This is a genomic window from Sphingopyxis sp. 22461 (assembly GCF_052044915.1).
GTDB lineage: Bacteria > Pseudomonadota > Alphaproteobacteria > Sphingomonadales > Sphingomonadaceae > Sphingopyxis.
Genome location: NZ_JBQENY010000006.1, coordinates 255,515 through 282,219 on the forward strand (window position 1 = coordinate 255,515; position 26,705 = coordinate 282,219).

Genomic DNA, 26,705 nt, shown 5'->3' on the forward strand with positions numbered 1-26,705 from the left:
CCCCGCAAGCGCGGGGCCTTTTTTGTTTCGGGCTTTAGAGGGTCACTACACCCGCATCGGCATCAGTACGTAGAGCGCCGGGCTCTTTTCGCTTTCGCGGATCAGCGTCGGGGCGTTCGCGTCGGCGAGGTGGAGTTCGACGGTGTCGCCGTCGACCTGGCCGAGGATGTCGCTGAGGTAGCGGGCGTTGAAGCCGATCTCCATCGCGTCGCTGTCATAAGACGCCGCAACTTCTTCGGCGGCGGTGCCGTTTTCGGGGCTGGTCACCGACAGGGTGATGCGGTCCTTGTCGAGGCCGACCTTGACCGCGCGGGTCTTTTCGCTGGCGATCGTCGAGACGCGGTCGACGCCCTGGTACAGGCTCTTCGGATCGACCTTGAGCAGCTTGTCGTTCGCGGTCGGGATGACGCGGCTGTAGTCGGGGAAGGTTCCGTCGATCAGCTTCGAGGTCAGGATCGCGTTGCCGAGCTGGAAGCGGACCTTCGACGCCGACAGGCTGATTTCGACATTGCCTTCGGCCTCGTCGAGCAGCTTGCGGATTTCGGTGACGCATTTGCGCGGCACGATGACGTCGGGCATCGACGACGCGCCGTCGGGGCGCGTGACGGTGTAGCGCGCTAGGCGATGGCCGTCGGTCGCCGCGGCCTTGAGCACCGGGCCCGATGCATCCTCGGCGACATGCAGGAAGATGCCGTTGAGGTAATAGCGCGTTTCCTCGGTCGAGATCGCGAAGCGCGTCTTGTCGATGATCTGGATCAGCTCGGCGACGGGCAGCTCGAAATTGGTCGGCAGGTCGCCCTCGGCGATCACCGGGAAATCGTCGCGCGGCAACGTCGGCAGGTTGAAGTTCGAGCGGCCGGCCTTGACCTGCATCTTGCCCTCGGCCGCGGCGAGGCTGACCTCGGCGCCTTCGGGCAGCTTGCGGGCGATTTCGAAGAGGGTGTGCGCCGACACCGTGGTCGTGCCCGCCGTTTCGACCTTGGCCGCGATCGTTTCGACGACCTGCAAGTCGAGGTCGGTCGCCATCAGTTTCAATTGGCCCGACGCATCGGCTTCGATCAGCACGTTCGAGAGGATCGGGATGGTATTGCGCCGTTCGACCACCGACTGGACGTGGCCGAGGCTCTTCAACAACACTGCGCGTTCGATCGTCGCTTTCATTCTAAATCCGCCATCCCTGTGTTTCGCGGGAAAAGTCCCTTGGGGACAGACCATCGGAGGCGATTCGCACCCCGATTCCGGCCCCTGAAAATGTCCACCTTCCTTAACGCACGGTGCGGCACGTGCAAGCCATGCTTGCAATGCTCCCCCAATCGCGCAAACGAGGATCGATGCGGCGCTGGGCCTCCTTTTTCCTGATAGCGACGGCGATGCCCGCGGTGGCGCTGGCGGCCAGCCCTACGGCGCTCGGCATTTTCGATGGCTGGGGCGCGTTTCGCGATCCGGCGACCCCGCGCTGCTATGCGCTCGCCGCGCCGTCGGCGACGATCGGCACACCCAAGGTCAAAGCCTATGCGAGCGTCGGATATTGGCCGAAGTCGCGCATTCGCGGGCAATTTTACGTCCGCCTGTCTAAAGAGCGCGCACCCGACCGCGAACTGCGCCTGACAATCGGCGGCCGCCGTTTCATCCTGACGGGCAATGCGGCGCACGGCTGGGCCAGCGACCCGCGCATGGATGCCGCGATCGTCGCCGCGATGCGATCGGCGCCGAGCATGAGCATCGAGAGCGGCACCGCGGCGGGCGGCGCGATCGCCGACACCTACCGGCTGCGCGGCGCCGCAACCGCGATTGACGCGGCGGCGCTGGGGTGCGCGAAGCTGCGCTGAGGCGCTTTGAAGAAGTGGCGGATTTCTGCGCAACTTCACTCGCGATTCGCAAATCTTCGTCATCCCGGACTTGATCCGGGATCCATGCGAGGCATCTGCGGAAGCTGGACCCCGGATCAAGTCCGGGGTGACGAAGTAATAGGGAAAGGCATTTTCGCGAAACGGCGGAAAACTACCCAACTTCACTCGCAAATTGCATTCCATCGCACGCGTTGAAGGGCGTGGAAGGATGCCTGTCGCTGTTAGGAGGAAAGCTGCGTCGCTGGTCATCGCCCGGCACGCTAAATCGGCGCAATATTGTAGGACAGCGGTTTATGGATGGAGCTGACACGATGAAGACAATCGGCCTGATCGGCGGTTTGAGCTGGGAAAGCTCGGCCCAATATTACCGCCTGCTCAACGAGGGCGTGCGGGTGCGGCTGGCCGGGCTGCATTCGGCACGTATCCTGCTGTTGTCGCTCGATTTCGCGCCCATCGCCCAATTGCAGGCGAGCGGCGACTGGGACGTGCTCGATCGCCAGATGGCGGACGCCGCCCGGTCCTTGACGGCGGGTGGAGCCGAACTGCTTTTGATCTGTGCGAATACGATGCACCTGTGCGCCGAGGCCGTCGAGGCGGCGACGCCGGTGCCGCTTCTCCACATCGCCGACCCCGCGATCGCGGCGGTCCAGGCGGCGGGCTTTTCGCGCGTCGGGCTGCTCGGCACCGCCTTCACGATGGAAAAGCCCTTCTATACAGCGCGCATGGCGGCGGCGGGTATCGAAGCGCTGATCCCCGGCGACGCCGATCGCGCGATCGTCCACGGCATCATCTACGACGAACTGGTGCAGGGCGTTGTCCGCGACGCATCGCGCGCCGAATATCGGCGGATCATCGCCGCGCTGATCGCCAACGGCGCCGAGGCGATCGTCCTTGGCTGTACGGAAATCATGCTGCTGATCGGCGAAGCGGACAGCGCGGTGCCGCTGTTCGACACGTTGGCGCTGCATGTTGATGCGGCGGTCGAGGCCGCGCTCACCTAGGCTCTGGCTCTGCCATTCCGTCATTCCCGCGAAGGCGGGAATCCCGCTTTGACTCCGTTGGCGCTAGCAGACCGTCTTCGCGTCTTCGCGCGAAACGCTGAAAAAGCCTCAAGCAAAGGCGCGAAGAGAAGGAAGGAAAAAGCGGGATTCCCGCCTGCGCGGGAATGGCGAGATAAAAATCGAGAGGTGCTGACCCTAGCTGCGCGCGAGCTTTGTCAGCTCGGTCGCGAGGAAATCGAGCACGAGGCGGACGCGCGGGACGTGGCGCAGCCGTTCGTGGGTCAGCAGCCACAGCCCCGTCGTATCCTCGGTCTTCGGCGGGATGCAGCGGATCAGGTCGGGTTCGCGATCGGCGATGAAGGCGGGCAGGATGGTGAGCCCCATGCCCGAGCGCACGCCCGCGAGCAGCCCCGATCCCGTGTCATATTGCATCACGACGGACTCCTCGAGCCCGTGCTGGCGCAGCCACGCCTGATAGGGTTCCCAGACGCCGCCGCCGCCGCCGATGAAGGGATGCGTCGCGAGCTCCGCACGCCCGTGCGGGATGCCGTGCAGATCGGCATAGGCCCGGCTGCAATAGACGGTCCACGGATTGTCGGCGATGCGCCGCCCAACGAGCCCCGCGCCCGCGGGCTGCTTGCTGCTGCGGATCGCGATGTCCGCCGCGCCCGCGGCGAGGTCGCGCGGTTCGTCCGACGTGTCGAGATGGATATGGATGCCCGGATGCGCCGCGCGAAGGTCGCGCAGGATCGGCGGCAGGACGGTGACCGCGAAGATTTCCATCGTCGTCAGGCTGACCGTGCCGCCCGCATCGCGCGAGCGCGCGCCCGCCGCGTCGCCGAAGCGGTCGGCGGCATCGCGCACCGCGACGGCGCTCGCCACCATCGCCTCGCCCACCGGGGTCAGCGCATAACCCGCCTGCCGCCGTTCGAACAGGTTGAGTCCCGTGGCCTCCTCGAGCGCCGCGATGCGCCGCGCGACGGTCGTCTGGCTGACGCGCATCGATTGCGCCGCCGACAGGGTGCTGCCGGTCTCGGCAACGGCCAGAAAGGCCTTCAGGTCGTTCCAATCATACATGCCGTCTTGTGCGACATAATCGCCCCGCCCTCATTCTGCAATTTTGCAGAATGGCCGCGCAACATCGTTGCTCCTTTCGGCCGCAGCGATCGATTATTTCTGTCTCACCGGCTTCCTCCCCTCCTCCCCAGCCGGCCGATGGAGACTCAAGATGCAAAAGCTTCTGATCCTCGCCGCCCTCGCTGCCGTATCGATCGGCCAGCCCGTATCGGCGCAAACCGAACCCGCGAACCCGAGCGTCGCGGTGGCGCACAAAGACCTCGACCTGCGCACCGATGCCGGCACCAAGGCGCTCGATCGCCGCATCTGGCGCGCCGTCGTCGAAGTGTGCGGCACCGCGCCGGATTTCGACATCGCGGGCAAGAATGACGTGCGGCAATGCCGCCGCGACACGCGGAGCGGCGCCTCGGCGCAAGCCGATGTCGTGGTCGCCAATGCGTCGCGTGGCGAGCCGATCCAGGTCAGCTCGATCCGCAAGTGACCGGCGGATCCAAGTTGCAGGGCCCGTCAAAGCCGGGGCCATGATTCGGGCACGATCATGGTCCCGGCTTGCTATTGGTGACTTCTAGATATCGTCATCCCGGGCTTGACCCGGGATCCCGCTTTTTTGTGCGTTGGTAGCTCTCGTCTTCAAGCGGGACCCCGGATCAAGTCCGGGGTGACGATGATAGAGAGTCCGTTTTCGGTCGTTCCCCGTCTCTATGTGATCCCCGGCGAAAGCTGGGGCCATGATGCGCAATGCATGCCCCGATCTGGGCCCCGGCTTTCGCCGGGGATCACGACGGTAATTTTGGGTCGCAACCCGCAGGCGCAAATTCTCGTGCACCTCACCCCCGCGCGTCGAACGCCATCCGCGCTCTTGCCACCTTTTCCAGATTGGCCTCCGCCCAGACCCACACGCCGCAGAAGGCTTCGCCCAGACTGTGGCCGAGGTCGGTCAGGCAATATTCGACCTTCGGCGGGACGACCGGGTGGACTGTTCGCACGAGTAGTCCGTCACGTTCCATCTGGCGCAAGGTCTGCGTCAGCATCTTCTGGCTGATGCCCGGAACGCGGCGCGACAATTCAGTGAAGCGGCAGGTTCCGTGATCCTCCAGCTCCTCGAGAACGAGTAGAGTCCATTTGTCGGCGACTCGGCCGATGAGTTCGTTGACGAGCGTTTCGACGCGCGGATCGACCGGCGCATTCGGATCATAGGCGATTTTTTCGGGCGTGGGCATGGCGGAAAATCCAAATCTCTCTTTTGGGTAACTATGGCACTTTCGGGTGCCTACTTTCTTTTGGAGAGTATAGAGATATCTTTGCCTTCTCACCACCCCCTAAGGAGGCAAATATGAAAACCACAGGCAACACCATCCTCGTCACCGGCGGGGGTTCGGGCATCGGGCTGGCGCTCGCGCAGCGTTGGCACGACGCCGGCAACAAGGTCATCGTCACCGGGCGCAATGCCGCGAAACTGGAAGCGGCGATCGCGGGGCGGCCGAACATGGCGGCGGTCGCGCTCGACGTCACCGATGCCGATGCGATCGCGGCTTTCGCGAAGGAGATCGTCGCGAGATTCCCGAGCCTCAATGTGCTGGTCAACAATGCCGGGATCATGAACGCCGAGGATGCAAGCACGAAGCGCGACTTGTCGCAGGCCGAGGCGACGGTCGTGACCAACATCCTCGGTCCCATCCGGCTGATCGACGCACTGGTCGATCATCTGGCCGCGCAGGACGGCGCGGCGATCGTCAATGTGACGTCGGGGCTCGCCTTTGTGCCCTTCCCCAAGGCGCCGACCTATTCAGCGACCAAGGCGGCGATCCACAGCTACTCGGTCGCGCTGCGCATCCAGTTGGCGGGCAAGGTCGAAGTGATCGAACTGACGCCGCCCGCGGTGCGCACCGACCTGACCCCCGGCCAGTCGACGCGCGAGGGCTATATGCCGCTGGACGAGTTCGCCGATGAGGTGATGGCGCTGTTCGCGGTCGAGCCAACCCCCGAGGAAATCCTGGTGCAGAACGTCCTGCCGCTGCGCAATGCCGAGGCGAACGGGACGGTGCCGCAGGTGCTGGGGATGCTGGCGTCGCTTTAATTGGCGATCCTCCCTGTTGCGCAGCAATGGGGAGGTGGCAGCGCGAAGCGCTGACGGAGGGGCTATAACGCGGCCCCTCCACCACCCGCTTCGCGGGCGGTCCCCCTCCCCACGCTTTCAGCGCAGGGAGGATCAACGGCGGAAGATTGCGCTTTTGCGCCTTCCCCCCTATATGGCCGCGCATCATGCAGATTCCCGGCCACATCGACCCCGTCACGACGGGCACCGTTCCCTTGCGCGGCGGCAACCGCATCGACCTGATCGGGCTGACGCGCGACGCGATCGGCGGCGTGCTCGTCGAGGCGGGCCTCGACGCCAAGGCCGCGAAGCTGCGCGCCAAGCAGATCTGGCACTGGATGTATCACCGCGGCGTCACCGATTTCGAGGCGATGACCGACATCGCGAAGGCGATGCGCCCCTGGCTGACCGACCGTTTCATCATCGGCCGCCCGACGGTGCGCGAGGCGCAGGTGTCGAGCGATGGCACGCGCAAATGGCTGCTCGCCGCCGCCGACGGCCAGGAATATGAGATGGTCTTCATCCCCGACGCCGATCGGGGAACCTTGTGCGTGTCGAGCCAGGTCGGCTGCACATTGAATTGCCGCTTCTGCCACACCGGCACGATGCGCCTCGTCCGCAACCTCGCCGCGGGCGAGATCGTCGGACAGGTGATGCTGGCGCGCGACGAGCTCGGCGAATGGCCCAAGGGGACGATGGCAGGCTTTGGCCCCGATCCCGAGGATGACGAGGACGACGAGGGCGGGAACTATACCGCCGACGGACGCATCCTGACCAACATCGTGATGATGGGCATGGGCGAGCCGCTGTATAATTTCGACGAGGTCAAGGGCGCGCTCAAGATCGTCATGGACGGCGACGGGCTTGCGCTGTCGCGCCGCCGCATCACGCTGTCGACGAGCGGCGTCGTCCCGATGATGGCGCGCGCGGGCGAAGAGATCGGCGTTAACCTCGCGGTCTCGCTCCATGCGGTGTCGAAGGAAATTCGCGACGAGATCGTCCCGCTCAACCGCAAATATGGCATCGACGAACTGCTGAAGGCCTGCGCCGATTATCCGGGCGCCGGTAATTCGCGGCGCATCACCTTCGAATATGTGATGCTGAAGGACAAGAATGACAGCGACGACGATGCGCGCGAGCTTGTCCGGCTGATTCGCGAATATGGCCTGCACGCGAAGGTGAATTTGATCCCCTTCAACCCCTGGCCCGGCGCGATGTACGAATGTTCGTCGCCCGAGCGGGTGCGCGCGTTCAGCAACCTGATTTTCAAGGCCGGGATTTCGGCGCCAGTGCGCACCCCGCGCGGGCGCGATATCATGGCGGCGTGCGGGCAATTGAAGAGCGCGGCGACCAAGCCGAGTCGCGCCGAACTCGACCGGATCGCCGAGGAAAAGCAGGCCGCGCTCGGCTAAAGACGCCTCCCAGCGTCTTTTTCCCATCTTCGTAAGCGTCAGAAACCCGCGGATATGCGGGATTGCGACCGCATACCTATTCTATACTGTGTGGTAAAAATAACACAGGTAAGAAAATTGTCACATTCTGAACGATCCGTTCATTGCAGCGACAGCCGCGAGCCCCATTTAGGGGGCGTCGCGACCCAAAGGGCGTGGCCGATTAAAAGCAGAAGGAAAAGAACATGAAGAAATTCGCAGTTGCAGCCGCTCTCCTGACGGCCATCGTTGCAACCCCCGCCATGGCGCAGGGCGAAGGCCGCGTCGAAGTGCGCGGCGGCTATGTCACGGGCAGCGGCCTCGACGACGCCACGCTTGGCGCCGCGGCCGGCTATGATTTCGACCTCGGCTCGAGCGCGTTCGCGGGTGCCGAAATCGCGGGCGACAAGGTGCTGATCGACGGCGCCAAGGTCCAGTTCTCGGCCGGCGGCCGCGCGGGCGCCAAGGTCGGCGCCAACGGCAAGCTCTATGCCAACGCCGGTTACACCTTCGGCCAGATCGACGATCCCTATGTCGGTGCCGGCTACCAGCACAAGCTGGGCCAGAACCTTTACGCCAAGGCCGAATATCGCCACCAGTTCATCGAGAACTTCAGCGATTTCGACACCTTCGCGGTCGGCGTCGGCTTCGCTTTCTGATCCTTTCGGAACAGCGAAACGAAACAAGAAGGGGCGGCCCGTCGGGCCGCCCCTTTTTATTTGCCCTGTCGCTCAGCGACCGCGCGGATATTCATTCCGCGTTCGGCAGCGCCTGTTCAACCAGCGGCGCCAATCCTTCCGCGACGACCGTCACGCCCTTGGCATTGGGATGCATATTGTCGCCGAGCATCAGCGCCTTGTCGGTGACGACATTGTCGAGGATGAAGGGATAGAAGCTCACATCATATTTCGACGCGAGCTCGGGAAAGATGGGGTTGAACTTCTTCGCATAGTCGCTGCCGAGATTGGGCGCGGCCATCATGCCGGTGAGCAGCACCGGAATCTCGCGCTTTTTCAGTTCGGCGAGCATCGCGTCGAGATTGGCGCGCGTCTGGTCGGGGCCGATCCCGCGCAGCATGTCGTTGCCGCCCAGCCCGAGCACGACGAGCGCGGGCTTCGCCTTCGCATTATCGAGCACATAGGTCAGGCGCTGGCGCCCCGCGGCGGTGGTGTCGCCCGAAACGCCGGCATTCTGGACGCGCGCGACGACGCCATCGTCGGCGAGCGCGGCCTGCAATTGCGGCGCGAGCCCTTCCTTCGGGCCGAGCTGGTAACCCGCGTAAAGCGAGTCACCAAAGGCGATCACGAGCGGCGCGTCGGCGGGGATTGCGGGCGCCGCTTTCGCCGCGACCTTGTCGTTGGTCGAAGCCGACGGGTTTTCCGCCGATCCGCACGCCGCGAGCGGTTGGCAAAGCGCGATTGCGCAACCATATATCAAGAAAGAGCGCCATCCGGCCGTTCTCATTTCAAAGGGTCCTCTCCTTGCCCGACGCCCAACGACAATCGCCCGACGTGGCGATCGCCGCCCACAATGTGACGCTCACGCTTGGAAGCGACAAGGCCCCGGTTGAAATTTTGCGCGGCGTCGATCTGGAGGTTCCCGCGGGCGCCTCGGTCGCGCTGCTGGGACCGTCGGGGTCGGGGAAAAGCTCGCTGATGGCGGTGCTGGCCGGGCTGGAACGCGCGAACGGCGGCAGCATCCGCGTCGCGGGCCTCGATTTTGGGGCGATGGATGAGGATGACCTCGCGAGGGCGCGACGCGGCCGGATCGGCATCGTGTTGCAGGCGTTTCACCTGCTGCCGACGATGACCGCGCTCGAAAATGTCGCGGTGCCGCTGGAATTGGCCGGGATCGCCGATCCGTTCGGACGTGCCGCGACCGAGCTTGAAGCCGTCGGGCTCGGCCATCGCCTCACCCACTATCCCGCGCAGCTGTCGGGCGGCGAGCAGCAGCGCGTCGCGATCGCACGCGCGATGGCAAGCTCGCCCGCGATCATCTTTGCCGACGAGCCGACGGGCAATCTCGACACCGCGACCGGCCACGCGATCATCGACCTGATCTTCGCGCGCCGCGCCGCATTGGGCGCGACCTTGCTCATCATCACCCACGACCCCGAACTCGCCGAGCATTGCGACCGCGTGGTCGTGATGCACGACGGGAAAATCGAAGAGCGGGCGGCGTGAGCGTGGCAAAGTCATCCTCCCTGTGGCGCAGCCATGGGGAGGTGGCAGCGGCGCAGCCGCTGACGGAGGGGCCTTGGCGCCGACGTCGCGGCCCCTCCACCATCTGCTGCGCAGATGGTCCCCCTCCCCACCGCTTCGCGGCAGGGAGGATCTGATGCTGCCGCTCGCCACGCTCTGGCAGATCGCGCGGCGCGACCTTGCGACGCGCATCCGCGGCCTGCGCCTGCTCGCGGTCTGCCTGTTCCTCGGCGTCGCGACGCTCGCGGCGATCGGCAGCCTGACGCGCGGCATCACCTCCGAACTCGAAGTGCGCGGGCAAACCATCCTCGGCGGCGACGTCGAATTCAGCCTGCCGCAGCGCGAGGCGACTGCAGAGGAGATGGCGGGCTTCCGCCGCGTCGGCACACCCTCGGCGACCGTGCGGCTGCGCGCGATGGCGAACGATCCCGACGGCGAGGCTTTGCTGTCCGAATTGAAGGCGGTCGACGGCGTCTACCCGCTCTATGGCACGATGCGGCTCGACAGCGGCGCGCGCCGAGGTCCGCCGCCGCCGGGGGGTATCTGGATCGGCAAGGATCTCGTCTCGCGGCTGGGCCTGAAGGTCGGCGAACGCGTGAAGTTCGGCGAGAAGAGCTTCCTGATCGACGGCGTGATCGCCGAGGAGCCCGACCGGCTGGGCGAAGGCTTCACGCTCGGCCCCGTCGCGATCATCGGACTGGCCGACCTGCCCGCGACGCAGCTGATCCAGCCGGGCAGCCTTTATGAGAGCAAATATCGCGTCCGCCTGCCCGAAAGCGCGAACCCCGAAGCGGTCGGCAAGGCGCTGACCGCCGAGTTCCCCGACGCGGGCTGGGACATCACCGACAGCAGCAATGGCGCGCCGGGAACGCGGCGCTTCATCGAGCGCATGGGGCAGTTCCTGTCGCTCGTCGGCCTCGCGGCGCTGGTGATCGCCGGGATCGGCGTCGGCAATGGCGTCGCGAGCTATCTCGCGGGCAAGCGCCCGGGCCTTGCGACGCTGAAGGTTCTCGGCGCCGATAGCGGCACGGTGGCGCGTATCTATGGGCTGCAGATCCTCGCGGTCGCGGCGGTGTCGATCGCCCTCGGCCTGATCGTCGGCGCGCTCGCGCCCGCGATCATCGGTGCGATTGCGGGCGATGTGCTGCCCGTCAAACCAGGCGTCGCCATTTATCCGCTGCCGCTTGCGGTCAGCGCCGCCTATGGCCTGCTGATCGCCATCGCTTTTGCCCTGCCCCCGCTCGCGGCGACACGGCACGTTCCCGCCGCCGGACTCTACCGCGCGACGGTGAGCGGCGCGGCGCGGGTCGACCGGCAGACGGTCATCGCGGTCGCGGCGGCGCTGGCGGCGATCATCGCGCTCGCGGTCGGCACCGCGCGCGAGCCCCTGTTCGCGCTCGGTTTCATCGGCGCGGCGATCGGGCTGCTGCTCATCCTCGTCGGCCTCGGCTGGCTGGTACGGCGCACCGCGAGCCGCCTGCCGCGGCCGAAACGCCCGCTCTTCCGCCTCGCGCTCGCGAATCTCCACCGCCCCGGCGCCGCCACCGGCGCGCTCGTCGTCGCACTCGGGCTGGGCCTGACCTTGTTCGTGACGCTGGCGGCGATCCAGACGAGCATCACCGCCGAAATCCAGTCGACCGTGCCGCAGCGCGCGCCGAGCTTCTTCGTGCTCGACGTGCCGCGCACTGAGACCCGACGCTTTCAGACGATGGTGGCGGGGGCCGACCCCAAGGCCGAGATCAATATGATCCCCGCGCTGCGCGGCAGCGTCACCGAATTTGCCGGCCAGCGCGTCGACGAACTCGCCGAACTGCCCGAGGGTGCCTGGGTGCTGCGCGGCGACCGCGGGCTCACCTACAGCCCGGTGTTGCCGAACGGCAGCGAACTCGTTGGCGGCCAATGGTGGGCCGCCGATTACAAGGGACGACCGCTGGTCAGCGTCGAGCAGGAGGTCGCCACGTCGCTCGGCCTCAAGATCGGCGACACGCTGTCGGTCAATGTGCTGGGGGTCGAGGTGCAGGCGAAGGTCGCCTCCTTCCGTACCGTCAACTGGGACAATTTCGGGCTGAACTATGTGCTCGTCTTCTCGCCCGGCACCTTCGACGCCGCGCCGCATAATATGGTGGCGACGGTCGCCGTCGGACCCGAAGCCGAAGCCGCCCTGTCGCGCAGCATTCCGCGCGCCTTTCCGTCGGCGTCGCTGATCGCGGTGCGCGATGTCGTGTCGCAGGTGACGACGCTGCTGACGCAAATGAGCCAGGCGATCGCCGCCGCGGCGAGCATCGCGATCCTGGCGGGGATCGCAGTGCTGATCGGCGCGATCGCCGCGAGCCGCGAGCGGCGCGTTTACGACAGCGTGATCCTGAAACTGCTTGGCGCTACGAGGGGCCAGATACTCGGCGCGCAGGGCATGGAATATGCGGTGCTCGCGGGCATTTTGGCAGTGCTCGCACTCGGGCTGGGGCTTGCGGGCGCCTGGTATGTCGTGACGCAGCTGTTCGAATTCGACTTCGCGCCCGACCCGCTGATCGTCGGGATGACCCTGCTCGGCGGCGCCGGCCTGTCCTTCCTGATCGGGATTGCGGGAAGCTGGCCTCTGCTGTCGGCGAAGCCCGCGCAGGCGCTGCGCAGCCTCTAGTTCAGGATCCGCACCACCGCCGACACCGCCGCGATGCCGAGGACGATCGCGACCATCGCCTGCCAAACATGCGGCGGGACACGGCCGAAATGGCGCGCGCCGACATAGTTTCCCAGCCACATCGGCACGAACAGGATCACCGCGAGCAGGAATAATCGCCATGTCGCGATCCCGACCCAGAGCGCGGCGAGTGTCCCCGCGATCGCGGTGCCAAAGAAGATCAGCAGCATCGACGCGCGCGCGACCTTGGGCTCGAGATGGCGGCGGAGGTAAAAGGGCACGACCGGCGGTCCCGGCATCGCGGCAAAGCCGGTGAGAATGCCCGATGCGACCCCCGTCCCCGCAATCGCGCCGCGCCCCGGCCGATGTCCCTCGGGCTGTTTGGGCAGCAGCACCGCGACAAAGGCACCGACCGCGACCAAGGTAATCAGCAGCCGCGCAATGTCGGGCGTCGTCGCATCGAGCGCGACCATGCCGACCGGCGTCGTCGCCATCGCGAGTAGCGCGATCGGCACCGCGGTCGCGCGGTCAGCGTCGGCCATGATGATCCCGATCCCGACCGGCCCGATCAGCAGTTGCAGCAATATGCCGAGCACCACCGCCTCTCCGGGGGCGATGATGAGCCCCAGGAGCGGTACGAGGATGATCGCCATGCCAAAGCCGGTGAGGCCGCGGACATAGGCGGCGGCGAAGGTCATCGCCGCCGCGCCGACGAGCGTCAGCGGCGCGATGCCAACAAGCTGCGACAGGCCGGTCAAGCGGCGTGCGCCACGACGGGCGGGCGGAAGGCGGGATGGAAGGGCAGCGCTTGTTTCCCCGGCAACGGATCGAACTGGCCCGGCCGATACCGCAGGAACGCCGAGGCGGCTAGCCCCCGCCGTTCAAGCCAGCGGCCAAAGCTTGTCGACCGGGCGTTCGAGCACGTGCGCGGCGATGCTGTGCAATTTTTGCGGTGCGAGGCGTCCGGTCTTTGCCGCGTCGGCAAGCCATGTTTCGATCGATCCGCCGGTTTCAATCCATTTGTCCTGGCGCAGCATCCCGTAAAAGGCTCCCGCGAGAATATGGATGCCATCGTCCGATTTGCGCCAACGATCGGACGGATTGCGCGCGACCCCCAGTTCCTCGGCGATCAATTGGTCGAGCGCCTGCGCCAGATCCTCGTTCAGCAAGCCTTCGAGCGTCGTATAGCCCCATTTGGGGTCATGTTCGGCGACGACGCTCGGGACCAGCGGGTCTTTGGCGAGGATGGCGAGCGCTGCCTTTGCCGCGGGGCCGTCCATCACCACCGGCGGGTGGAGCATTTCATGGCCCGCGTTGCGCACGGTGATCGCAGTGTTCCAGTCCGCCGCCTGCAGGAAGGTCTGGCCCTGCACCTTGATCCCGTGCGGCTTGCAAAATTGCAGCAGCACCACCTCGATTTCGGGGTCGAACGTCCGGCCGGTCAGCTTTTCGTGCAGGCGGATCACGTCATAGGCGCCGAGATCGGCCTGAAGCTGGGTGATCCGCCCTTCGAGCGCGGCGATGCGTTCGGCGCGAAAGGCGGCGAAGCCCGCACCCTGCATCGCTTCGAGCACCGCTTTCACGCGCGGGGCGTGCGCGGCGAACCACGCCCAGTCCTTTTCGTTCCAATGGCTGCTCGCGCGATAGGCGGGGAGCAAGCGCGTTTCGGGCGCGGCGGCGGCGGCGATCAGCGCGGCAAGGCTGCTGTCGTCGCCGCCCGAAAAGACGAGCGACAAGACCGGGCCGAGCAGCCCGAAACCCCCATCATTGGCCTCACGCGACAGCGCCCGAATTTCGGCGCGCGCCGCAGCCGAAAGGCGCGGCGCGAAGGCGTCGACGTCGGCCTGATAATAGGGCAAATAAAGCTCTCCCCCCGCCAGCGGCCCCAGAAAGGCGAGCGCATCGAAGCCTTCGGATGCGCGCACTTTCCATTGCGTGCGCATCGGCGGGCGCTGGTTTTGCGCTGAGGCGATGGTGGGAACAGCGAGAGCGGCGGTGCCGAGCGAGGCGGCAATGAAGAAGCGGCGATCCATGAACCCGGTCTAGCGGGGATCGGCGCGCCCGGCTTGAACGGACTTTGCCCGGTGCAGGATCGGTGGGGCGCCGGTCATCGCGGCGATCGACCGCGCCATATGCGCCTGGTCGGCGAACCCCTGGTCGGCGGCGAGATCGGCAAGACTGCCCTGCCAAGCATCGAGCGCAGTGAGCGCCTGCCGCGTTCGCGCCTCGAGCCGGAAACGCTTGGGGCTGACACCATAGGCTCGCGCGAAGCCGCGGCTGATCGACGCGGGGTTGAGCCCCATATGATCGGCCCAGTCGGCGAGCAATATGTCGGGATCGGCGGCGAGCGCCGCGGCGAGCAGGTCGGGCCAATCGTCGCGGCGCGCCGTGCCTATGCGGAAATGATCGCGGACATAGTCGGCGGCCGCCTGCGGATCGCGTTCGGCGAGGCGCGCGGCGGTGTCGGGGTCGGCGATATGCCCCGCCCCCCGCGTGAATCCCTTTGCCACCGGAAGATTGAGCACCTGCGCCCCGCGCGCGCCAAAACGGTCCTGATGCGCAGTCCAGTCGCCGTGCACGACGACTGTTCCAACGCCGGCCGCGAGCCGGCCCTGATCGCCCGCTTCTTCATATTCGCCGCCGATTACCAGCGCGACATAGCCAAAGGCATGGCGGTGGCGCGGCAGGCTTTCGCCCGCCGCATGCCGGCCGATGCCGATCCCGCTCACCGCTCGCGAAGATCCGGCGGGGTCGCCTCACCCTTCAGCATCGCGATCGCCTCGGCGAGCGGCATGATGCGCTGGCCGTCCTGTCCGAGGGTGCGGATCGCGACGGTGCCTTCCTCGGCTTCGCGATTGCCGACCACCAGCAGATAGGGGACTTTCGCAAGGCTGTGTTCGCGGACCTTGTAGTTGATCTTCTCGTTGCGGACATCGATCTCGGCGCGGATGCCCGCGGCGACGAGCTGCGCCACCGCGTCCTTGGCGTAAGCGTCGGCGTCCGACACGATCGTCGCGACCACCGCCTGCACCGGCGCGAGCCAGGTCGGAAAGCGGCCGGCGAAATGCTCGATCAGGATGCCGATGAAGCGTTCGTACGTGCCGAGGATCGCGCGGTGGAGCATCACCGGGCGGTGGCGCTCGCCATCTTCGCCGATATAGCTCGCATCGAGGCGTTCGGGCATCACGCGGTCGGACTGGATCGTCCCGCACTGCCACGTCCGCCCGATCGCATCGGTCAGGTGGAATTCGAGCTTGGGGGCATAGAAGGCGCCCTCGCCCGGCAGTTCTTCCCAGCCATATTCTTCGGTCGCCATGCCGGCGCGTTCGACGGCTTCGCGAAGCTCGGCCTCGGCCTTGTCCCACATTTCCTCGGTGCCAAAGCGCATCTCGGGGCGCAGCGCGAGCTTCACCGCATATTTTTCGAAGCCGAGCTGCTTGTAGACGCGGTCGAGCAAGGCGCAGAAATCGCGCACTTCGTCGACGATCTGGTCTTCGCGGCAGAAGATATGGCCGTCGTCCTGCGTGAACTGGCGCACGCGCATGATGCCGTGGAGCGCACCGTGCGGCTCGTTGCGGTGGCAGCAGCCCATTTCGGCCATGCGCAGCGGCAGGTCGCGGTACGACTTCATCCCCTGACGAAAGATCAGGACGTGCGCGGGGCAGTTCATCGGCTTGAGCGCCATCCACTCGGCGCCGTCGGAGACGATCGGGCCGTCATCCTCGATGTTCGGCACCTCGTCGGGGATGACGAACATATTCTCGCGATATTTGCCCCAGTGGCCCGATTGCTCCCACTGGCGCGCGTCCATCACCTGCGGCGTCTTGACCTCCTGATACCCCGAGCCGTCGATCGCGCGGCGCATATAGGCCTCGAGCTCGCGGTAGATGCGGTAACCCTTGGGATGCCAGAAGACGCTGCCGTGCGCCTCTTCCTGCAGGTGGAACAGGTCCATCTCGCGGCCGATCTTGCGATGGTCGCGCTTCGCGGCCTCCTCCAGCCGGACGAGATGCTCGGCGAGCTGTTTCTTGTTGAGCCAGCCGGTGCCGTAGATACGGCTGAGCTGCGCATTCTTCTGGTCGCCGCGCCAATAGGCGCCTGAAACGCGCGTCAGCTTGAACGCGGCAGGGTCGAGCTTGCCCGTCGAGGCGAGGTGCGGGCCGCGGCACATGTCCATCCAGCCGTCGCCCGACCGATAAACGGTGAGTTCCTCGCCCTGCGGCAGCTCGGCGGCCCATTCGGCCTTGAAGGTCTCGCCTTCGGCCGCCCATTTGGCGATGAGCTTGTCGCGCTCCCAAACCTCGCGCGTCAGCGGAAGGTCGGCGGCGATGATCTTGCGCATCTCCTCCTCGATCAGCGGCAGTTCGTCGTCGCGGAACGGGCCGCGATCGGCGGCGGGCGCGAAGTCGTAATAGAAGCCGTCGCCCGTCGACGGGCCGAAGGTGATCTGCGTGCCGGGAAACAGCTTCTGCACCGCCTCGGCGAGCACATGCGCATAATCGTGGCGGAAGAGTTCGAGCGCGTCGGCCTCGTCGCGGCTCGTCACCAGCGACAGGTTCGTGTCTTCCTCGAGCGGGCGCATGATGTCGCGCAGTTCGCCATCGATCTTCGCGGCGAGCGCGGCCTTGGCGAGGCCCGGTCCGATGTCGGCCGCAATCTGCAGCGCGGTAGTGCCGCGCACGACTTCACGGGCAGAGCCATCGGGAAGGGTGACGCGGATCATGTCGGACATCGAAAAATCGGCCTTTCTTGCGGGGTAGAACAGCGCCCCTTTGCCAGCATGCGATATGGGCGGCAAGGGGCGGATTCACAACAAAGCTTGCAATGATACAATGTATCATTATCTGCACAGCGAACCCCTCCCGCGAAAGAAACCCGATGTGCCTCCCCGCCGCGCGCCCGCGCCTTGCCGACCTGACGGGGATTGTCCTGTCGTTCACTTGCCTGCTCCACTGCCTCGCGCTGCCGCTCGTCCTTCTTCTGGCGCCCGCGCTCAGCCGCTGGATCGCGCTGCCCGAGGGGATTCATGCGGCGATCCTGCTGCTGGCTTTGCCCGCTGCCGTGATCGCGATGCGGGATGGTTGGCGGCGGCATCGACGGATCACGCCCGCGATACTCGCGGCCATAGGGCTGGGCCTGCTCGCGCTCGGCCTGTCGGCGCATGAGGGATGGATCGCCGCCGCCGATCCCGAGGCGGCCGACCGCCTGTTGACCTCGGTTGGCGCGCTCATGCTTGCCGCCGCGCATCTCGTCAACTGGCGCTGGCGTCACCGGAGCGGCCCGCATAGACTGCGGGCATGACCGACGCCCCGCCGCTTCACAGCATCGCCGCGATCCTGCCGTGCACCGACCTCGACGCCAGCACCGCTTTCTATGAAAAGCTCGGCCTGTCGGTCGTCGGCGACTATGGCAGCTATCGCCTGCTCGAGGATGGCAAGGGCTGGCAGCTTCACCTGACCAACGAGTCGCCCGAGGGATGGCTGGTCCCCAGCCAGAACCCGTTCGGGCTGTACCTCTACACCGAGCGCGTCGCAGAATTGGCTGAGAGCGTGCGCGACGCGATCCTCGAACGCGAAAAGGCGCCGACGCACAAGCCGTGGGGCATGTATGAATTCGCGCTGTCCGACCCCGACGAAACGCTGGTCCGCATCGGCTGGCCGAGCCGGTTGATCGGCTGAATCCTAATATTACCGTCATTCCCGCGAAGGCGGGAATCCCGCTTTGGGCCCACCCGCATCAAGAAAGCGGGATCCCCGCCTTCGCGGGGATGACGGAGAGAATTAGGCCCCGGCAGCCCTGTCAATGAAACTTGACTTAATGTTGGAGAAAATGTAAAGGAACCTTGTCTATCAGATAAGGAAGTTTGACATGACCCAGAAGGCTGCGAAGATCGAAACCGGCTTCTCGGGCCGTCACCCGGCGTTGTGGGCGATCGCCTTCGCGGCGGCGCTGGCCGCCATCGCCTATTGCGAGTATCGCGGTTTTCTGGGCGGCTGGCGTTCGCTACCGTTTGTTGCAGCGGCGACACTGCTTCTCATTCCACTGACGAAGGCGGCGAACAATCGGCAAGCCGCTGCAGGCGCGCTGTCGCCGGCGACGCGGCGATATAATCGGCGCATGCTGATCTGGTCGGTCGGATATGTTCTGTGCCTGGGAACGGCAATGACCGTTCGCAACTATCTCGACCCGCAAGGCGCCCTGCTATGGGGAATCGCGGTCCTGCCGTCGGTGCCGATGCTTTTCTTCGTGTGGACGCTGGCCCGCTATGTGGTCGAGGAAGAGGATGAATATCTGCGATATCGCCAGACCAGCGCCGCCCTGATCGGCCTCGCGCTCGTCCTCCTGGCCGGAACATTGTGGGGCTTTCTGGAAACGTTCGGCGTTGCCCCGCATGTGCCCGCCTGGTGGGTGGTGCCAGTCTGGGCGATCGGCCTGGGGCTGGGCCAGATGATCATGACATCGGCCGAACGGCGCGCGGACCGCTCGTGAAGAACCGCCTGAAGGTCCTGCGCGCCGAACGCGACTGGAGCCAGGGCGACCTCGCCGAGCGGCTTCAAGTGTCGCGTCAGTCGGTCAATGCGATCGAGACGGGCAAATATGACCCCTCGCTGCCGCTCGCCTTTCGCATCGCCGACCTCTTTGGCCTGCCGATCGAGGATATCTTCCTGCGGGAAGGATAATCCGACGGATCGGCGCGCCGGCCTTGCGGCAGATGGTCTCCCACGCTAGGGCGACGACCAGCCGGAAAGGAGCCTTCCCCATGTTCAAGCGCCTGTTCGTCGACCACCCCAAGAGCGTCGATGAGAATTACATCGAGCATTTTGGCGTCGCGTCGAAATTCGGCGTGACGATGATCTATGGCGGCCTCTGCGCGCTCGTCCACGCGGTCGTTCCCGGCTGGTGCATCACCACGGGCAGCGACACGATCCAGCGGCTGAACCATATCATGGTCGAGAAGCGGCGCGCCAAGGGGCAGGCCGTGATGCAGATGAGCACGATCGACTGGGTCATCTGATCGGCGTGCGTTTCATCCACGCACTATATTCCCCGTCCGCATCGAGCGAAGTCGAGATGCCCCTCGGCTTGGCGCCATCTCGATGGGTGTCTCGACTTCGCTCGACACGAACGGGAATTGAGGGCCGAGCGTCGTGAACGACCCTGCCGCTCCCGATTATCTCGACCGTTCGGGCCGACCGCGGCTCGCCTATCGCTATACGGCCGGCACCAAGCCCACGATCGTCTTCCTGCCGGGCTATATGTCCGACATGGCGGGCGGCAAGGCGACCGCGCTGTTCGATTGGGCCGCGGCCGAGGGCCACGCCTGCCTGCTGCTCGACTATGCCGGATGCGGGCTGTCGGACGGGTTGTTCGCGGAGCAAACGCTGCTCGACTGGCGCGGCGACGTGCTCGACCTGATCGACGCGAAGGCCGAGGGCCCGGTCGTCATCACCGGATCGTCGATGGGCGGGTGGCTGATGCTGCTTACCGCCTTGGCGCTCGTGCAGCGCGACGGGCCCGGCCGGGTGGCGGGACTCGTCGGGATCGCCGCGGCGCCCGATTTCACCGACTGGGGCTTCAGCGACGCCGAGAAAGCGATCATCCTTGCCGAGGGCGCGCTGGTCGAGGAAACGCCGTACAGCGACCAGCCCTATGTGACGACGCGCGGTTTCTTTCAGTCGGGCGAGGCGAACCGCCTGCTCGATGCCCAAATCCCCCTCACCTGCCCCGTCCGCCTGCTCCACGGCGAAGAGGATGGGGACGTGCCGTCCGATGTCAGCCTGCGCCTGTCGGCGGCGCTCGCGAGCGAAGATGTGCAGGTGACGCTGGTCAAGGGCGGCGACCACCGGCTGTCGCGCGATACCGACATCGGGCTGCTGATCGACACCGTCGCGCGGCTCGCGACGAGCTAGAGGAACATCATGGCCCGCAGCGACTTCAAATTCCACGTTACCAAGCGCGTCCGCTATGCCGAGATCGACGCGCAGGCGGTGGTGTTCAACAGCCGTTACCTCGAATATTTCGACATCGGGATCACCGAATATTGGCGCGGTGTCGGCGTTTACGACCGCTGGCCCGCGCACAGCAGTCCCGAATTCCACGTCGCGCGCGCCGAAGTCAATTATCGCGCGCCGATCCTGCTCGACGAGGAAATCGACATTTGCGTGCGTGCTTCGCGCGTCGGCACCAGCTCGATGACATATTTGTTCGAACTGCACGGCGCGGGGAAAGACGATCTGCGCGCCGACGGACAGCTGATCTATGTCCATGTCGCCGAGGCGCAGGGTGCACCCGCGCCGGTGCCCGACGAATTCCTATTCCTGTTCGAAGCGTTTGAAGCGCGCGCCCTTCGCGCCTAATATGGTGCCATGACCAAATATCTTCACACGATGATCCGCGTTTCGGATCCTGACGCGACCGTCGATTTCTTCAAGCTGATCGGGCTGGAGGAAACGCGCCGTTTCGACAATGAGGGCGGCCGTTTCACGCTCATCTTCCTCGCCGCCCCCGGACAGGGCGACGTGGCCGAGGTCGAGCTGACCTATAACTGGCCGCCCGCCGACGGCAGCGCGCCCGAAGACTATACGGGCGGCCGCAATTTCGGGCATCTCGCGTACCGCGTCGACGATATCTATGCGACCTGCCAGCGGCTGATGGACGCCGGGGTGACGATCAACCGCCCGCCGCGCGACGGCCATATGGCGTTCGTGCGCTCGCCCGACGGCATTTCGGTCGAGCTGCTGCAGGAAGGCCACCTGCCGCCGCAGGAACCCTGGGCCTCGATGCCCAACACCGGCGCCTGGTAGGAGCCGCGCGGTGCCGGGCCTGTTGATCAACATCGACGTGCCCGACCTCGCCGCTGGAGAGCGTTTCTATACGCGGGCGCTCGGACTGACCGCGGCGCGGCGGTTCGACGACGACATCGTCGAACTGACCGGGTGCGAGGCGCCCATTTATCTGATCGTAAAACCCGCGGGGTCGGCGATCGGCCCCGGGGGCGGCGACTTTCGCCGCTACAACCGGCACTGGACGCCGGTGCATCCCGACTTTTCCGTCGCGAACCTCGACGACGCGGTCGCGCAGGCTTTGGCCGCGGGCGCGGTACAGGAAGGCGAGACATTGGCGCTGCCCTATGGCAGACAGGCGATGTTCGCCGATCCGTTCGGTAACGGATTCTGCCTGATCGAGTTCAACGCTCAGGGCTATGACGCCCTTCTGACCTGAGCAGGCGGATCAAGGTACCGGCGTTGCCGCTCCGTCTTGAAGGATGGGACGCTGGAAAGGAGATATCATGGCTGCGCTGGACATCGTCCGTATTCCCGTTCTCAGCGACAATTATGTCTGGCTGGTCCACGATCCCGCCAGCAAGGCGACGATGGTCGTCGACCCCGCGGTCGCCGAGCCCGTGCTCGAAGCCGCCGCCGCGCGCGGCTGGACGATCACCGATATCTGGAACACGCACTGGCACCCCGATCACACCGGCGGCAACGCCGCGATCAAGGAAGCAACGGGCTGCAAGATCACTGGTCCCGCGGCCGAATATGCGCGCATCCCGACACTCGATGTGCAGGTAAAGGGCGGCGACAAGGTGCGGCTCGGCGAACATGTCGCCGACGTCTGGGACGTTCCCGCGCACACCGCGGGGCATATCGCCTATCATTTCGCGGAGGGCGCCGCGATCTTCGTCGGCGACACGATGTTCGCGATGGGCTGCGGCCGCCTGTTCGAAGGCACCGCCGAGCAGATGTTCGCGAACATGCAGAAACTCGGCACGCTCGACGACGCGACGCGTGTTTATTGCGCGCACGAATATACGCTGTCGAACGCGCGCTTTGCGGTGACGGTCGAGCCCGACAATGCAGCGCTGGCCGAACGTCTCGCCGCGGTCGAGTCCGCGCGCGCGGCGGGCGAGGCGACGGTGCCGACGAGCATCGGCGAAGAGCGCGCGACCAACCCCTTTTTGCGCGCGCCGAGCGCGGCCGAACTCGGCCGTATCCGCGCGCTCAAGGATGCGGCATGATGCCGCTTCAGCGCCCATTCATCCGTCCGGGCCATAATGGCCGATCTCAAGGAGCATATTCATGGCGAAGCTGAACCTGATGGCCGCCGCGCTGTTGACCGCGGCCGCGCCGCTGGTCGCAAGCTGCGCGCCCGCCGGTTCGGGCGAGCCCGGCGCCGCGGCGCTCACGCCCAAACAGGCCGAACGGCTCGACAAGCAGCTCGCGGGCAAGGTTCCGGGCGAACCCGTCCGCTGCCTTCCGAATTACCGAAGTAATGATACGATCCGCGTGTCGGACAGCATCTTGCTCTATCGTTCCGGCGGCAATCTGGTATACCGTAATGACTTGAAGAGTAGTTGCCCGGGTCTTGCCCGTGACAGCGACATCATGGTGGTGCGCCAGTTCGGGTCGTCGACCTGCGAAGGCGATTTCTTCCACCTGGTCGACCGGTCGAGCGGAATCCGCGGCCCGACGTGCGTTTTTGGCGAATTCGTCCCCTATCGCAAACCGGCGGGGGACAAAGGCTGAGCCTCAGGTTCAGTCGTGGGCGGGGTCCGGTTTGCGCCGAGCTCTTCGGGTCGCACCCCCGCCTGCTTATGCTCAAATCGAACCCCTACCCTTTAGGGGAGGGCAGCGAGACTTGGGAACGTGTTCCCTAGTCGCAGCGGGTGGGGTTCATCGGGGTAACGCGACCTCGACATGCCCCACCCCAACCCTCCCCTAAAGGGGAGGGGGCTTTAAGCCTTATAAAGCGCCGCGATCTTGTCTTCGTAGACCTGCTTCAATATGTGGCGCCGGATCTTCATCGACGGCGTCATCTGCTCATTCTCGATCGTGAAGGGCTCGTCCGCAAAGTCGAATTTGCGGACCTTTTCGATCACCGAGAGCTGGCCGTTGACGCGGTCGACCGCGGCGCGCAGCGCGGTGCGGAATTTCTCATGCTCGCGCAGCCGCTCCAAATCCTTGGGCAAGCCTTCGGCCTCGGCCCATTCGGCCATCCATTCGGGATCGGGGACAAGGATGCCGACGAGGTGCGGGCGCTTGTCGCCATAGACCATCGCCTGAAGGATTTCGGGCTGGAGCGTCAGCATGCCCTCGACACGCTGCGGCGAGACATTGTCGCCCTTGTCGTTGACGATCAGATCCTTCTTGCGGTCGGTGATCACGATGCGGCCTTGCGCATCGATATGGCCGATGTCGCCGGTGTGGAGCCAGGCGCCTTTGTCCGGCTCCGCCGGATCCGGGACCAGCACGCGCTCGGTTTCGGCCTTGTTGCGCCAATAGCCCTTCATCACGAGCTCGCCGCGCACGAGGATTTCGCCGTCGTCGGCGATGCGCACCTCCGTGTTCATCAGCGGCGGGCCGACGGTGTCCATCTTGATCCCGGCGCTCGGGCGGTTGCAGCTGATCACCGGCCCCGCCTCGGTCTGGCCATAGCCCTGCAGCAAGGTCAGCCCGATCGAGTGGAAGAAGACGCCGATTTCGGGGTTCAATGGCGCGCCGCCCGACACGAGCGCCTTCATCCGGCCGCCGAAGCGCTTGCCGATCTTGGGGCGGAACAAGCGGTCGAGGATCAGGTCGACCGGGCGGTCGAGCAGCCCCATGCGGCGCTCATAATCCTTTTCGCCGACGCGCAGCGCCTGGTTGAGCATCCAGTTCGCGAGTCTGCCCTGTTTTTCGACCGACTTGATCATCCGCGCGCGGATCACCTCGAACAGGCGCGGCACGACGACCATGATCGTCGGGCGCGTTTCCTCGATGTTCGAGACGAGCTTTTCGAGGCCTTCGCTGTAATAGATTTGCGCTCCGACTATGATCGGCAGGAACTGCCCGCCCGAATGTTCATAGGCGTGGCTGAGCGGCAGGAACGACAGGAACACTTCCTCGTCGCCGATGCCGAAGTCGCTCACGAGCACCTCGGCGGCGCCCGCCGCATTGTGCAGGATTGCGCCATGATGCTGCATCACCCCGCGCGGCGCGCCGCCGGTGCCGCTGGTATAGATGAGGCACGCGGTATCGTCGCGCGTCATCGCGGCGCCGCGCGCCTTGGTTTCTTCCACCCACGCCTCGCCGCCCTCCACGAGCGGACCCCAGTCGTGGACCGCGACCTCGCCGTGCTGGCCGACGCGCAGACTCTCCATCGTGATCACGATATGCGCTTCGGAGCGCATCACCGCGGGCATCAGCGTGCGCGCGAGCTTCGCGGTCGAGACGATCACCGCCTTCGCGCCGCTGTTGTCGAGGATGTGCTGGTGGTCGCGTTCGGTGTTGGTCGTATAGGTCGGCACGGTGATGCAGCCCGCGGCCATGATGCCGAGGTCGGCGATGCACCATTCGGGCCGGTTCTCGCTGACCAGCACCACCCGGTCGCCTTCCTTGAGGCCGAGTTCGCGCAGGCCGTGCGCGAGCGCCGAGACCTGATTGGCGACCTGCCGCCAGCTCAGCGGATGCCAGGCGCGGTCGGCCTTGCGCCACAGAAAGGGATCTTCGCCGCCGCGCCCCGCACGGTCGAAGAACATCGCGACCAGACTCGAAAAATGGTCGAGATGGGGATTTTCAAGCTTCATTCTGCCTCTCTCCAGGGAGATTTCATTGCTTTCTTATTATTATCGTTGATCAATTCTGCGCTGGCGCCCCGTCGATCGACGAGCTGCCGGGTCCGCGCGGGTCGGCGGCGCCGCGCCAGCCCGCACTGGTGTGTTCGACCGCGTTGAGCTTCGACCCGAGGCTGGTCGCGGTGAAGCTGTAGCCAAAAGGTTTCATCTTCGCGGCGATCGCCTTGCCCGCCTCGTTATTCTCGATCAGCACACCCTGGCGGCCGAAGAAAAGGTTGGGAAGCTCCATCGCCTGTTTGGCGTCGAGCCCCCAGTCGAGCACGCCGACGAGCACCTTGGTCACATGCATGATGATGCGCTTGCCGCCCGCCGAGCCAACCGCGAGCACGACCTTGCCGTCGGGGCCATAGACGACCGTCGGCGACATCGAGGAGAGCGGACGCTTGCCCGCTTCGACGCGGTTCGCGGTCGGCACCCCGCCCTCGGTCGGCGCGAGGTCGAAATCAGTGAGTTCGTTGTTCAGGAAATAGCCGTTCGCCATCAGCTGGCTGCCGAAGATGCTTTCGATCGTCGAGGTCATCGACACAAGATTGCCGTCCTTGTCGGCAGTCACGAAATGCGTCGTCCCCTGCTCCTCAACCGGCGGCGCGGCAGCGCGCGGCTTCGCGCCCGGCGGCACACCGGGTTCATATTTGCCCGCGGCGCCAAAGGGCGAGATGAGCTGGCGGCGCTCGGCGAGATAGCTTTTGTCGAGCAATCCCTTCACCGGCACGTCGACGAAATCGCCGTCGCCGAGATAGGCGGCGCGGTCGGCATAGGAGAGCTGCATCGCCTCCGAGAGCAGATGCCAGCTCATCGGATTGTCCTTGCCCATCGCTTTCATGTCCCAGCCCTCGATCATACCGAGGATGCCGAAGACGGTGGTCGCGCCCGACGAGGGCGGGCCCATGCCGCACACCTTGTAAACGCGGTAGGTGGTGCAGACCGCGGGGCGTTCCTTCGCCTTATAGGCGGCGATATCCTTGACGGTGAGCTGGCTCGGGTGGCGCGGCGCCTTGGCGACGGCGTCGCTGATCGCCCTGGCATTGGCACCGGTGTAAAATGCGTCAGGCCCGCGCGCCGCAATGTCGCGCAGCAGCTTGGCATAAGCGGGGTTCTTGATCCGCGTGCCGACCGGCGCAGGCTTGCCGTCGACATAATAGATCGCCTGCGGGGCCGGAAATTCCTTCCACATCGGCTCGAACTGGACGAGCCAATTGTTGAGCGCCGGGGTGACGATGAAGCCTTCTTCGGCAAGCTTGATCGCGGGCTGGAACAGCGCCTTCCATTCGAGCTTGCCCCATTTCTTGTGCGCCATTTCCATCAGGCGCACATTGCCGGGGACGCCGACCGACAGCCCGCCCGGAATGACATCCATATAGCCGCGTGCCTTGCCATCGGGTCCGAGGAAGCGGTCGGGCTTTGCCGCGGCGGGCGCCATTTCGCGCCCGTCGATCGTCGAGATGCTGCCATCCTTGGCATTGTGGTGAACCATGAAGCCGCCGCCGCCGATTCCGCTCGACTGCGGTTCGACGAGGGTCAGCACCGCGACCATCGCGACCGCGGCGTCGGCAGCGGTGCCGCCCTGGTGCAAAATCTCGCGCCCCGCCTCGGTCGCGCGTGGATCGGCGGACGAGGTGACGCCCTGCGCGAGCGCGGGCGAGGAGACGGTGACGGAAAGAAGGGCGGCGAGCGGGAGGAATTTTTTCAACATAGGCGCGACATTGGCGCGGAGGTCGAGGTAGCGCAACCCCAACCGCTCCTCCCTGTGCTGCAGGCATGGGGAGGTGGCAGCGCGAAGCGCTGACGGAGGGGCAATCG

General features: G+C 65.6%; 29 protein-coding genes. 19 read left to right on the forward strand and 10 right to left on the reverse strand.

Features of this window, described 5'->3' with window-relative positions:
• Positions 1 to 45 precede the first annotated feature (45 nt).
• Positions 46 to 1,161 carry a DNA polymerase III subunit beta gene (dnaN, locus tag ACTJI5_RS12085; protein WP_058536567.1) on the reverse strand — a complete coding sequence of 372 codons (1,116 nt, stop codon included), beginning with the start codon at positions 1,159 to 1,161 and terminating at the stop codon, positions 46 to 48.
• Between the two features lie 170 nt (positions 1,162 to 1,331).
• On the opposite strand from dnaN, the gene ACTJI5_RS12090 reads away from it, so the two are divergent.
• Both ACTJI5_RS12090 and ACTJI5_RS12095 read left to right on the forward strand, forming a co-directional pair.
• Entirely contained in the window at positions 1,332 to 1,829 is a 498-nt protein-coding gene (locus tag ACTJI5_RS12090) for a hypothetical protein (protein ID WP_310252215.1), read from the forward strand.
• A gap of 332 nt (positions 1,830 to 2,161) precedes the next feature.
• The gene (locus ACTJI5_RS12095; RefSeq protein WP_440860488.1) at positions 2,162 to 2,851 is read left to right on the forward strand and encodes an aspartate/glutamate racemase family protein; all 690 of its coding nucleotides are present in this window, start codon (positions 2,162 to 2,164) and stop codon (positions 2,849 to 2,851) included.
• Positions 2,852 to 3,046: 195 nt separating this feature from the next.
• Here the strand turns inward: ACTJI5_RS12095 and ACTJI5_RS12100 are convergent, their stop codons facing one another.
• Positions 3,047 to 3,928: a LysR family transcriptional regulator gene (locus tag ACTJI5_RS12100; protein ID WP_058536569.1), complete on the reverse strand. Its 882-nt coding sequence runs from the start codon at positions 3,926 to 3,928 to the stop codon at positions 3,047 to 3,049.
• A 151-nt stretch (positions 3,929 to 4,079) separates the two neighbouring features.
• Between ACTJI5_RS12100 and ACTJI5_RS12105 the strand changes: the two genes are divergently transcribed.
• Positions 4,080 to 4,409, forward strand: coding sequence for a UrcA family protein (locus ACTJI5_RS12105; protein WP_440860489.1), 330 nt, complete (start codon positions 4,080 to 4,082; stop codon positions 4,407 to 4,409).
• A 346-nt stretch (positions 4,410 to 4,755) separates the two neighbouring features.
• Here ACTJI5_RS12105 and ACTJI5_RS12110 read toward each other — a convergent pair whose 3' ends face one another.
• Positions 4,756 to 5,148 carry a winged helix-turn-helix transcriptional regulator gene (locus ACTJI5_RS12110; protein WP_440860490.1) on the reverse strand — a complete coding sequence of 131 codons (393 nt, stop codon included), beginning with the start codon at positions 5,146 to 5,148 and terminating at the stop codon, positions 4,756 to 4,758.
• Between the two features lie 113 nt (positions 5,149 to 5,261).
• Between ACTJI5_RS12110 and ACTJI5_RS12115 the strand changes: the two genes are divergently transcribed.
• From ACTJI5_RS12115 to ACTJI5_RS12125, 3 genes are all read left to right on the forward strand, one after another.
• Positions 5,262 to 6,005, forward strand: coding sequence for an SDR family oxidoreductase (locus tag ACTJI5_RS12115; protein ID WP_440860491.1), 744 nt, complete (start codon positions 5,262 to 5,264; stop codon positions 6,003 to 6,005).
• Between the two features lie 185 nt (positions 6,006 to 6,190).
• Positions 6,191 to 7,435, forward strand: coding sequence for a 23S rRNA (adenine(2503)-C(2))-methyltransferase RlmN (gene rlmN / locus ACTJI5_RS12120; protein ID WP_440860492.1), 1,245 nt, complete (start codon positions 6,191 to 6,193; stop codon positions 7,433 to 7,435).
• Between the two features lie 224 nt (positions 7,436 to 7,659).
• Positions 7,660 to 8,112: an outer membrane protein gene (locus tag ACTJI5_RS12125; protein WP_137893648.1), complete on the forward strand. Its 453-nt coding sequence runs from the start codon at positions 7,660 to 7,662 to the stop codon at positions 8,110 to 8,112.
• Positions 8,113 to 8,203: 91 nt separating this feature from the next.
• Here ACTJI5_RS12125 and ACTJI5_RS12130 read toward each other — a convergent pair whose 3' ends face one another.
• The gene (locus ACTJI5_RS12130) at positions 8,204 to 8,917 is read right to left on the reverse strand and encodes an arylesterase (protein ID WP_440860493.1); all 714 of its coding nucleotides are present in this window, start codon (positions 8,915 to 8,917) and stop codon (positions 8,204 to 8,206) included.
• A 17-nt stretch (positions 8,918 to 8,934) separates the two neighbouring features.
• On the opposite strand from ACTJI5_RS12130, the gene ACTJI5_RS12135 reads away from it, so the two are divergent.
• Together ACTJI5_RS12135 and ACTJI5_RS12140 are read left to right on the forward strand one after the other, a co-directional pair.
• Positions 8,935 to 9,636, forward strand: a complete 702-nt coding sequence (locus ACTJI5_RS12135) for an ABC transporter ATP-binding protein (protein ID WP_440860494.1) — start codon at positions 8,935 to 8,937, stop codon at positions 9,634 to 9,636.
• 154 nt (positions 9,637 to 9,790) lie between these two features.
• A complete protein-coding gene (locus ACTJI5_RS12140; RefSeq protein WP_440860495.1) occupies positions 9,791 to 12,292 on the forward strand; it encodes an ABC transporter permease in 2,502 nt (833 codons plus the stop codon).
• Here ACTJI5_RS12140 and ACTJI5_RS12145 read toward each other — a convergent pair.
• From ACTJI5_RS12145 to thrS, 4 genes are all read right to left on the reverse strand, one after another.
• Positions 12,289 to 13,050 carry a sulfite exporter TauE/SafE family protein gene (locus ACTJI5_RS12145; RefSeq protein WP_310252191.1) on the reverse strand — a complete coding sequence of 254 codons (762 nt, stop codon included), beginning with the start codon at positions 13,048 to 13,050 and terminating at the stop codon, positions 12,289 to 12,291. The genes ACTJI5_RS12140 and ACTJI5_RS12145 overlap by 4 nt on opposite strands.
• Before the next feature lie 123 nt (positions 13,051 to 13,173).
• Positions 13,174 to 14,325 (reverse strand): hypothetical protein, encoded by a 1,152-nt coding sequence (locus ACTJI5_RS12150; RefSeq protein ID WP_440860496.1) that lies wholly within the window; start codon positions 14,323 to 14,325, stop codon positions 13,174 to 13,176.
• 9 nt (positions 14,326 to 14,334) lie between these two features.
• Positions 14,335 to 15,021, reverse strand: a complete 687-nt coding sequence (locus ACTJI5_RS12155) for a helix-turn-helix domain-containing protein (RefSeq protein ID WP_440860497.1) — start codon at positions 15,019 to 15,021, stop codon at positions 14,335 to 14,337.
• The gene (gene thrS, locus ACTJI5_RS12160) at positions 15,018 to 17,024 is read right to left on the reverse strand and encodes a threonine--tRNA ligase (protein WP_440860498.1); all 2,007 of its coding nucleotides are present in this window, start codon (positions 17,022 to 17,024) and stop codon (positions 15,018 to 15,020) included. Before thrS ends, ACTJI5_RS12155 begins: the two co-directional genes overlap by 4 nt.
• A gap of 146 nt (positions 17,025 to 17,170) precedes the next feature.
• Between thrS and ACTJI5_RS12165 the strand changes: the two genes are divergently transcribed.
• The 11 genes from ACTJI5_RS12165 (at position 17,171) to ACTJI5_RS12215 (ending at position 22,818) form a co-directional block, all read left to right on the forward strand.
• Entirely contained in the window at positions 17,171 to 17,593 is a 423-nt protein-coding gene (locus ACTJI5_RS12165; RefSeq protein ID WP_440860499.1) for a MerC family mercury resistance protein, read from the forward strand.
• Positions 17,590 to 17,970, forward strand: coding sequence for a VOC family protein (locus ACTJI5_RS12170; protein ID WP_440860500.1), 381 nt, complete (start codon positions 17,590 to 17,592; stop codon positions 17,968 to 17,970). The genes ACTJI5_RS12165 and ACTJI5_RS12170 overlap by 4 nt, the downstream gene beginning before the upstream one ends.
• Positions 17,971 to 18,160: 190 nt before the next feature.
• Positions 18,161 to 18,781, forward strand: a complete 621-nt coding sequence (locus ACTJI5_RS12175) for a hypothetical protein (RefSeq protein WP_440860501.1) — start codon at positions 18,161 to 18,163, stop codon at positions 18,779 to 18,781.
• Positions 18,778 to 18,972, forward strand: coding sequence for a helix-turn-helix transcriptional regulator (locus ACTJI5_RS12180; protein ID WP_248455779.1), 195 nt, complete (start codon positions 18,778 to 18,780; stop codon positions 18,970 to 18,972). The genes ACTJI5_RS12175 and ACTJI5_RS12180 overlap by 4 nt, the downstream gene beginning before the upstream one ends.
• A gap of 80 nt (positions 18,973 to 19,052) precedes the next feature.
• Positions 19,053 to 19,307, forward strand: coding sequence for a DUF6356 family protein (locus ACTJI5_RS12185; protein WP_037511175.1), 255 nt, complete (start codon positions 19,053 to 19,055; stop codon positions 19,305 to 19,307).
• Positions 19,308 to 19,440: 133 nt separating this feature from the next.
• On the forward strand, positions 19,441 to 20,202 hold the full coding sequence (locus ACTJI5_RS12190; RefSeq protein ID WP_440860502.1) for an alpha/beta hydrolase: 762 nt from the start codon (positions 19,441 to 19,443) through the stop codon (positions 20,200 to 20,202).
• 9 nt (positions 20,203 to 20,211) lie between these two features.
• Complete coding sequence (locus ACTJI5_RS12195; protein ID WP_058536586.1) at positions 20,212 to 20,649, forward strand: acyl-CoA thioesterase; 438 nt, start codon at positions 20,212 to 20,214, stop codon at positions 20,647 to 20,649.
• A gap of 9 nt (positions 20,650 to 20,658) precedes the next feature.
• The gene (locus ACTJI5_RS12200) at positions 20,659 to 21,096 is read left to right on the forward strand and encodes a VOC family protein (protein WP_058536587.1); all 438 of its coding nucleotides are present in this window, start codon (positions 20,659 to 20,661) and stop codon (positions 21,094 to 21,096) included.
• Positions 21,097 to 21,106: 10 nt separating this feature from the next.
• Positions 21,107 to 21,514 (forward strand): VOC family protein, encoded by a 408-nt coding sequence (locus ACTJI5_RS12205; RefSeq protein WP_058536588.1) that lies wholly within the window; start codon positions 21,107 to 21,109, stop codon positions 21,512 to 21,514.
• A 67-nt stretch (positions 21,515 to 21,581) separates the two neighbouring features.
• A complete protein-coding gene (gloB, locus tag ACTJI5_RS12210; protein ID WP_310252168.1) occupies positions 21,582 to 22,310 on the forward strand; it encodes a hydroxyacylglutathione hydrolase in 729 nt (242 codons plus the stop codon).
• A 61-nt stretch (positions 22,311 to 22,371) separates the two neighbouring features.
• The gene (locus ACTJI5_RS12215) at positions 22,372 to 22,818 is read left to right on the forward strand and encodes a hypothetical protein (protein ID WP_052187219.1); all 447 of its coding nucleotides are present in this window, start codon (positions 22,372 to 22,374) and stop codon (positions 22,816 to 22,818) included.
• Positions 22,819 to 23,027: 209 nt separating this feature from the next.
• On the opposite strand, the gene ACTJI5_RS12220 is transcribed toward ACTJI5_RS12215, so the two are convergent.
• Positions 23,028 to 24,857, reverse strand: coding sequence for an AMP-dependent synthetase/ligase (locus ACTJI5_RS12220; protein WP_440860503.1), 1,830 nt, complete (start codon positions 24,855 to 24,857; stop codon positions 23,028 to 23,030).
• A 49-nt stretch (positions 24,858 to 24,906) separates the two neighbouring features.
• Positions 24,907 to 26,598: a gamma-glutamyltransferase gene (ggt, locus tag ACTJI5_RS12225; protein WP_440860529.1), complete on the reverse strand. Its 1,692-nt coding sequence runs from the start codon at positions 26,596 to 26,598 to the stop codon at positions 24,907 to 24,909.
• Positions 26,599 to 26,705: the final 107 nt, after the last annotated feature.

Excerpts from the sequence above, each read along its gene's own strand:
- ACTJI5_RS12185 (WP_037511175.1), top strand. The coding sequence starts at position 19,053 with ATGTTCAAGCGCCTGTTCGTCGACCACCCCAAGAGCGTCGATGAGAAT.
- rlmN (WP_440860492.1), top strand. The coding sequence starts at position 6,191 with ATGCAGATTCCCGGCCACATCGACCCCGTCACGACGGGCACCGTTCCC.
- ACTJI5_RS12175 (WP_440860501.1), top strand. The coding sequence starts at position 18,161 with ATGACCCAGAAGGCTGCGAAGATCGAAACCGGCTTCTCGGGCCGTCAC.
- ACTJI5_RS12100 (WP_058536569.1), bottom strand. The coding sequence starts at position 3,928 with ATGTATGATTGGAACGACCTGAAGGCCTTTCTGGCCGTTGCCGAGACC.
- ACTJI5_RS12195 (WP_058536586.1), top strand. The coding sequence starts at position 20,212 with ATGGCCCGCAGCGACTTCAAATTCCACGTTACCAAGCGCGTCCGCTAT.
- ACTJI5_RS12140 (WP_440860495.1), top strand. The coding sequence starts at position 9,791 with ATGCTGCCGCTCGCCACGCTCTGGCAGATCGCGCGGCGCGACCTTGCG.
- ACTJI5_RS12170 (WP_440860500.1), top strand. The coding sequence starts at position 17,590 with ATGACCGACGCCCCGCCGCTTCACAGCATCGCCGCGATCCTGCCGTGC.
- ggt (WP_440860529.1), bottom strand. The coding sequence starts at position 26,598 with ATGTTGAAAAAATTCCTCCCGCTCGCCGCCCTTCTTTCCGTCACCGTC.
- gloB (WP_310252168.1), top strand. The coding sequence starts at position 21,582 with ATGGCTGCGCTGGACATCGTCCGTATTCCCGTTCTCAGCGACAATTAT.
- ACTJI5_RS12215 (WP_052187219.1), top strand. The coding sequence starts at position 22,372 with ATGGCGAAGCTGAACCTGATGGCCGCCGCGCTGTTGACCGCGGCCGCG.
- ACTJI5_RS12220 (WP_440860503.1), bottom strand. The coding sequence starts at position 24,857 with ATGAAGCTTGAAAATCCCCATCTCGACCATTTTTCGAGTCTGGTCGCG.
- thrS (WP_440860498.1), bottom strand. The coding sequence starts at position 17,024 with ATGTCCGACATGATCCGCGTCACCCTTCCCGATGGCTCTGCCCGTGAA.
- ACTJI5_RS12095 (WP_440860488.1), top strand. The coding sequence starts at position 2,162 with ATGAAGACAATCGGCCTGATCGGCGGTTTGAGCTGGGAAAGCTCGGCC.
- ACTJI5_RS12115 (WP_440860491.1), top strand. The coding sequence starts at position 5,262 with ATGAAAACCACAGGCAACACCATCCTCGTCACCGGCGGGGGTTCGGGC.
- ACTJI5_RS12110 (WP_440860490.1), bottom strand. The coding sequence starts at position 5,148 with ATGCCCACGCCCGAAAAAATCGCCTATGATCCGAATGCGCCGGTCGAT.
- ACTJI5_RS12105 (WP_440860489.1), top strand. The coding sequence starts at position 4,080 with ATGCAAAAGCTTCTGATCCTCGCCGCCCTCGCTGCCGTATCGATCGGC.
- ACTJI5_RS12165 (WP_440860499.1), top strand. The coding sequence starts at position 17,171 with ATGTGCCTCCCCGCCGCGCGCCCGCGCCTTGCCGACCTGACGGGGATT.
- ACTJI5_RS12150 (WP_440860496.1), bottom strand. The coding sequence starts at position 14,325 with ATGGATCGCCGCTTCTTCATTGCCGCCTCGCTCGGCACCGCCGCTCTC.
- dnaN (WP_058536567.1), bottom strand. The coding sequence starts at position 1,161 with ATGAAAGCGACGATCGAACGCGCAGTGTTGTTGAAGAGCCTCGGCCAC.
- ACTJI5_RS12090 (WP_310252215.1), top strand. The coding sequence starts at position 1,332 with ATGCGGCGCTGGGCCTCCTTTTTCCTGATAGCGACGGCGATGCCCGCG.
- ACTJI5_RS12125 (WP_137893648.1), top strand. The coding sequence starts at position 7,660 with ATGAAGAAATTCGCAGTTGCAGCCGCTCTCCTGACGGCCATCGTTGCA.
- ACTJI5_RS12200 (WP_058536587.1), top strand. The coding sequence starts at position 20,659 with ATGACCAAATATCTTCACACGATGATCCGCGTTTCGGATCCTGACGCG.
- ACTJI5_RS12130 (WP_440860493.1), bottom strand. The coding sequence starts at position 8,917 with ATGAGAACGGCCGGATGGCGCTCTTTCTTGATATATGGTTGCGCAATC.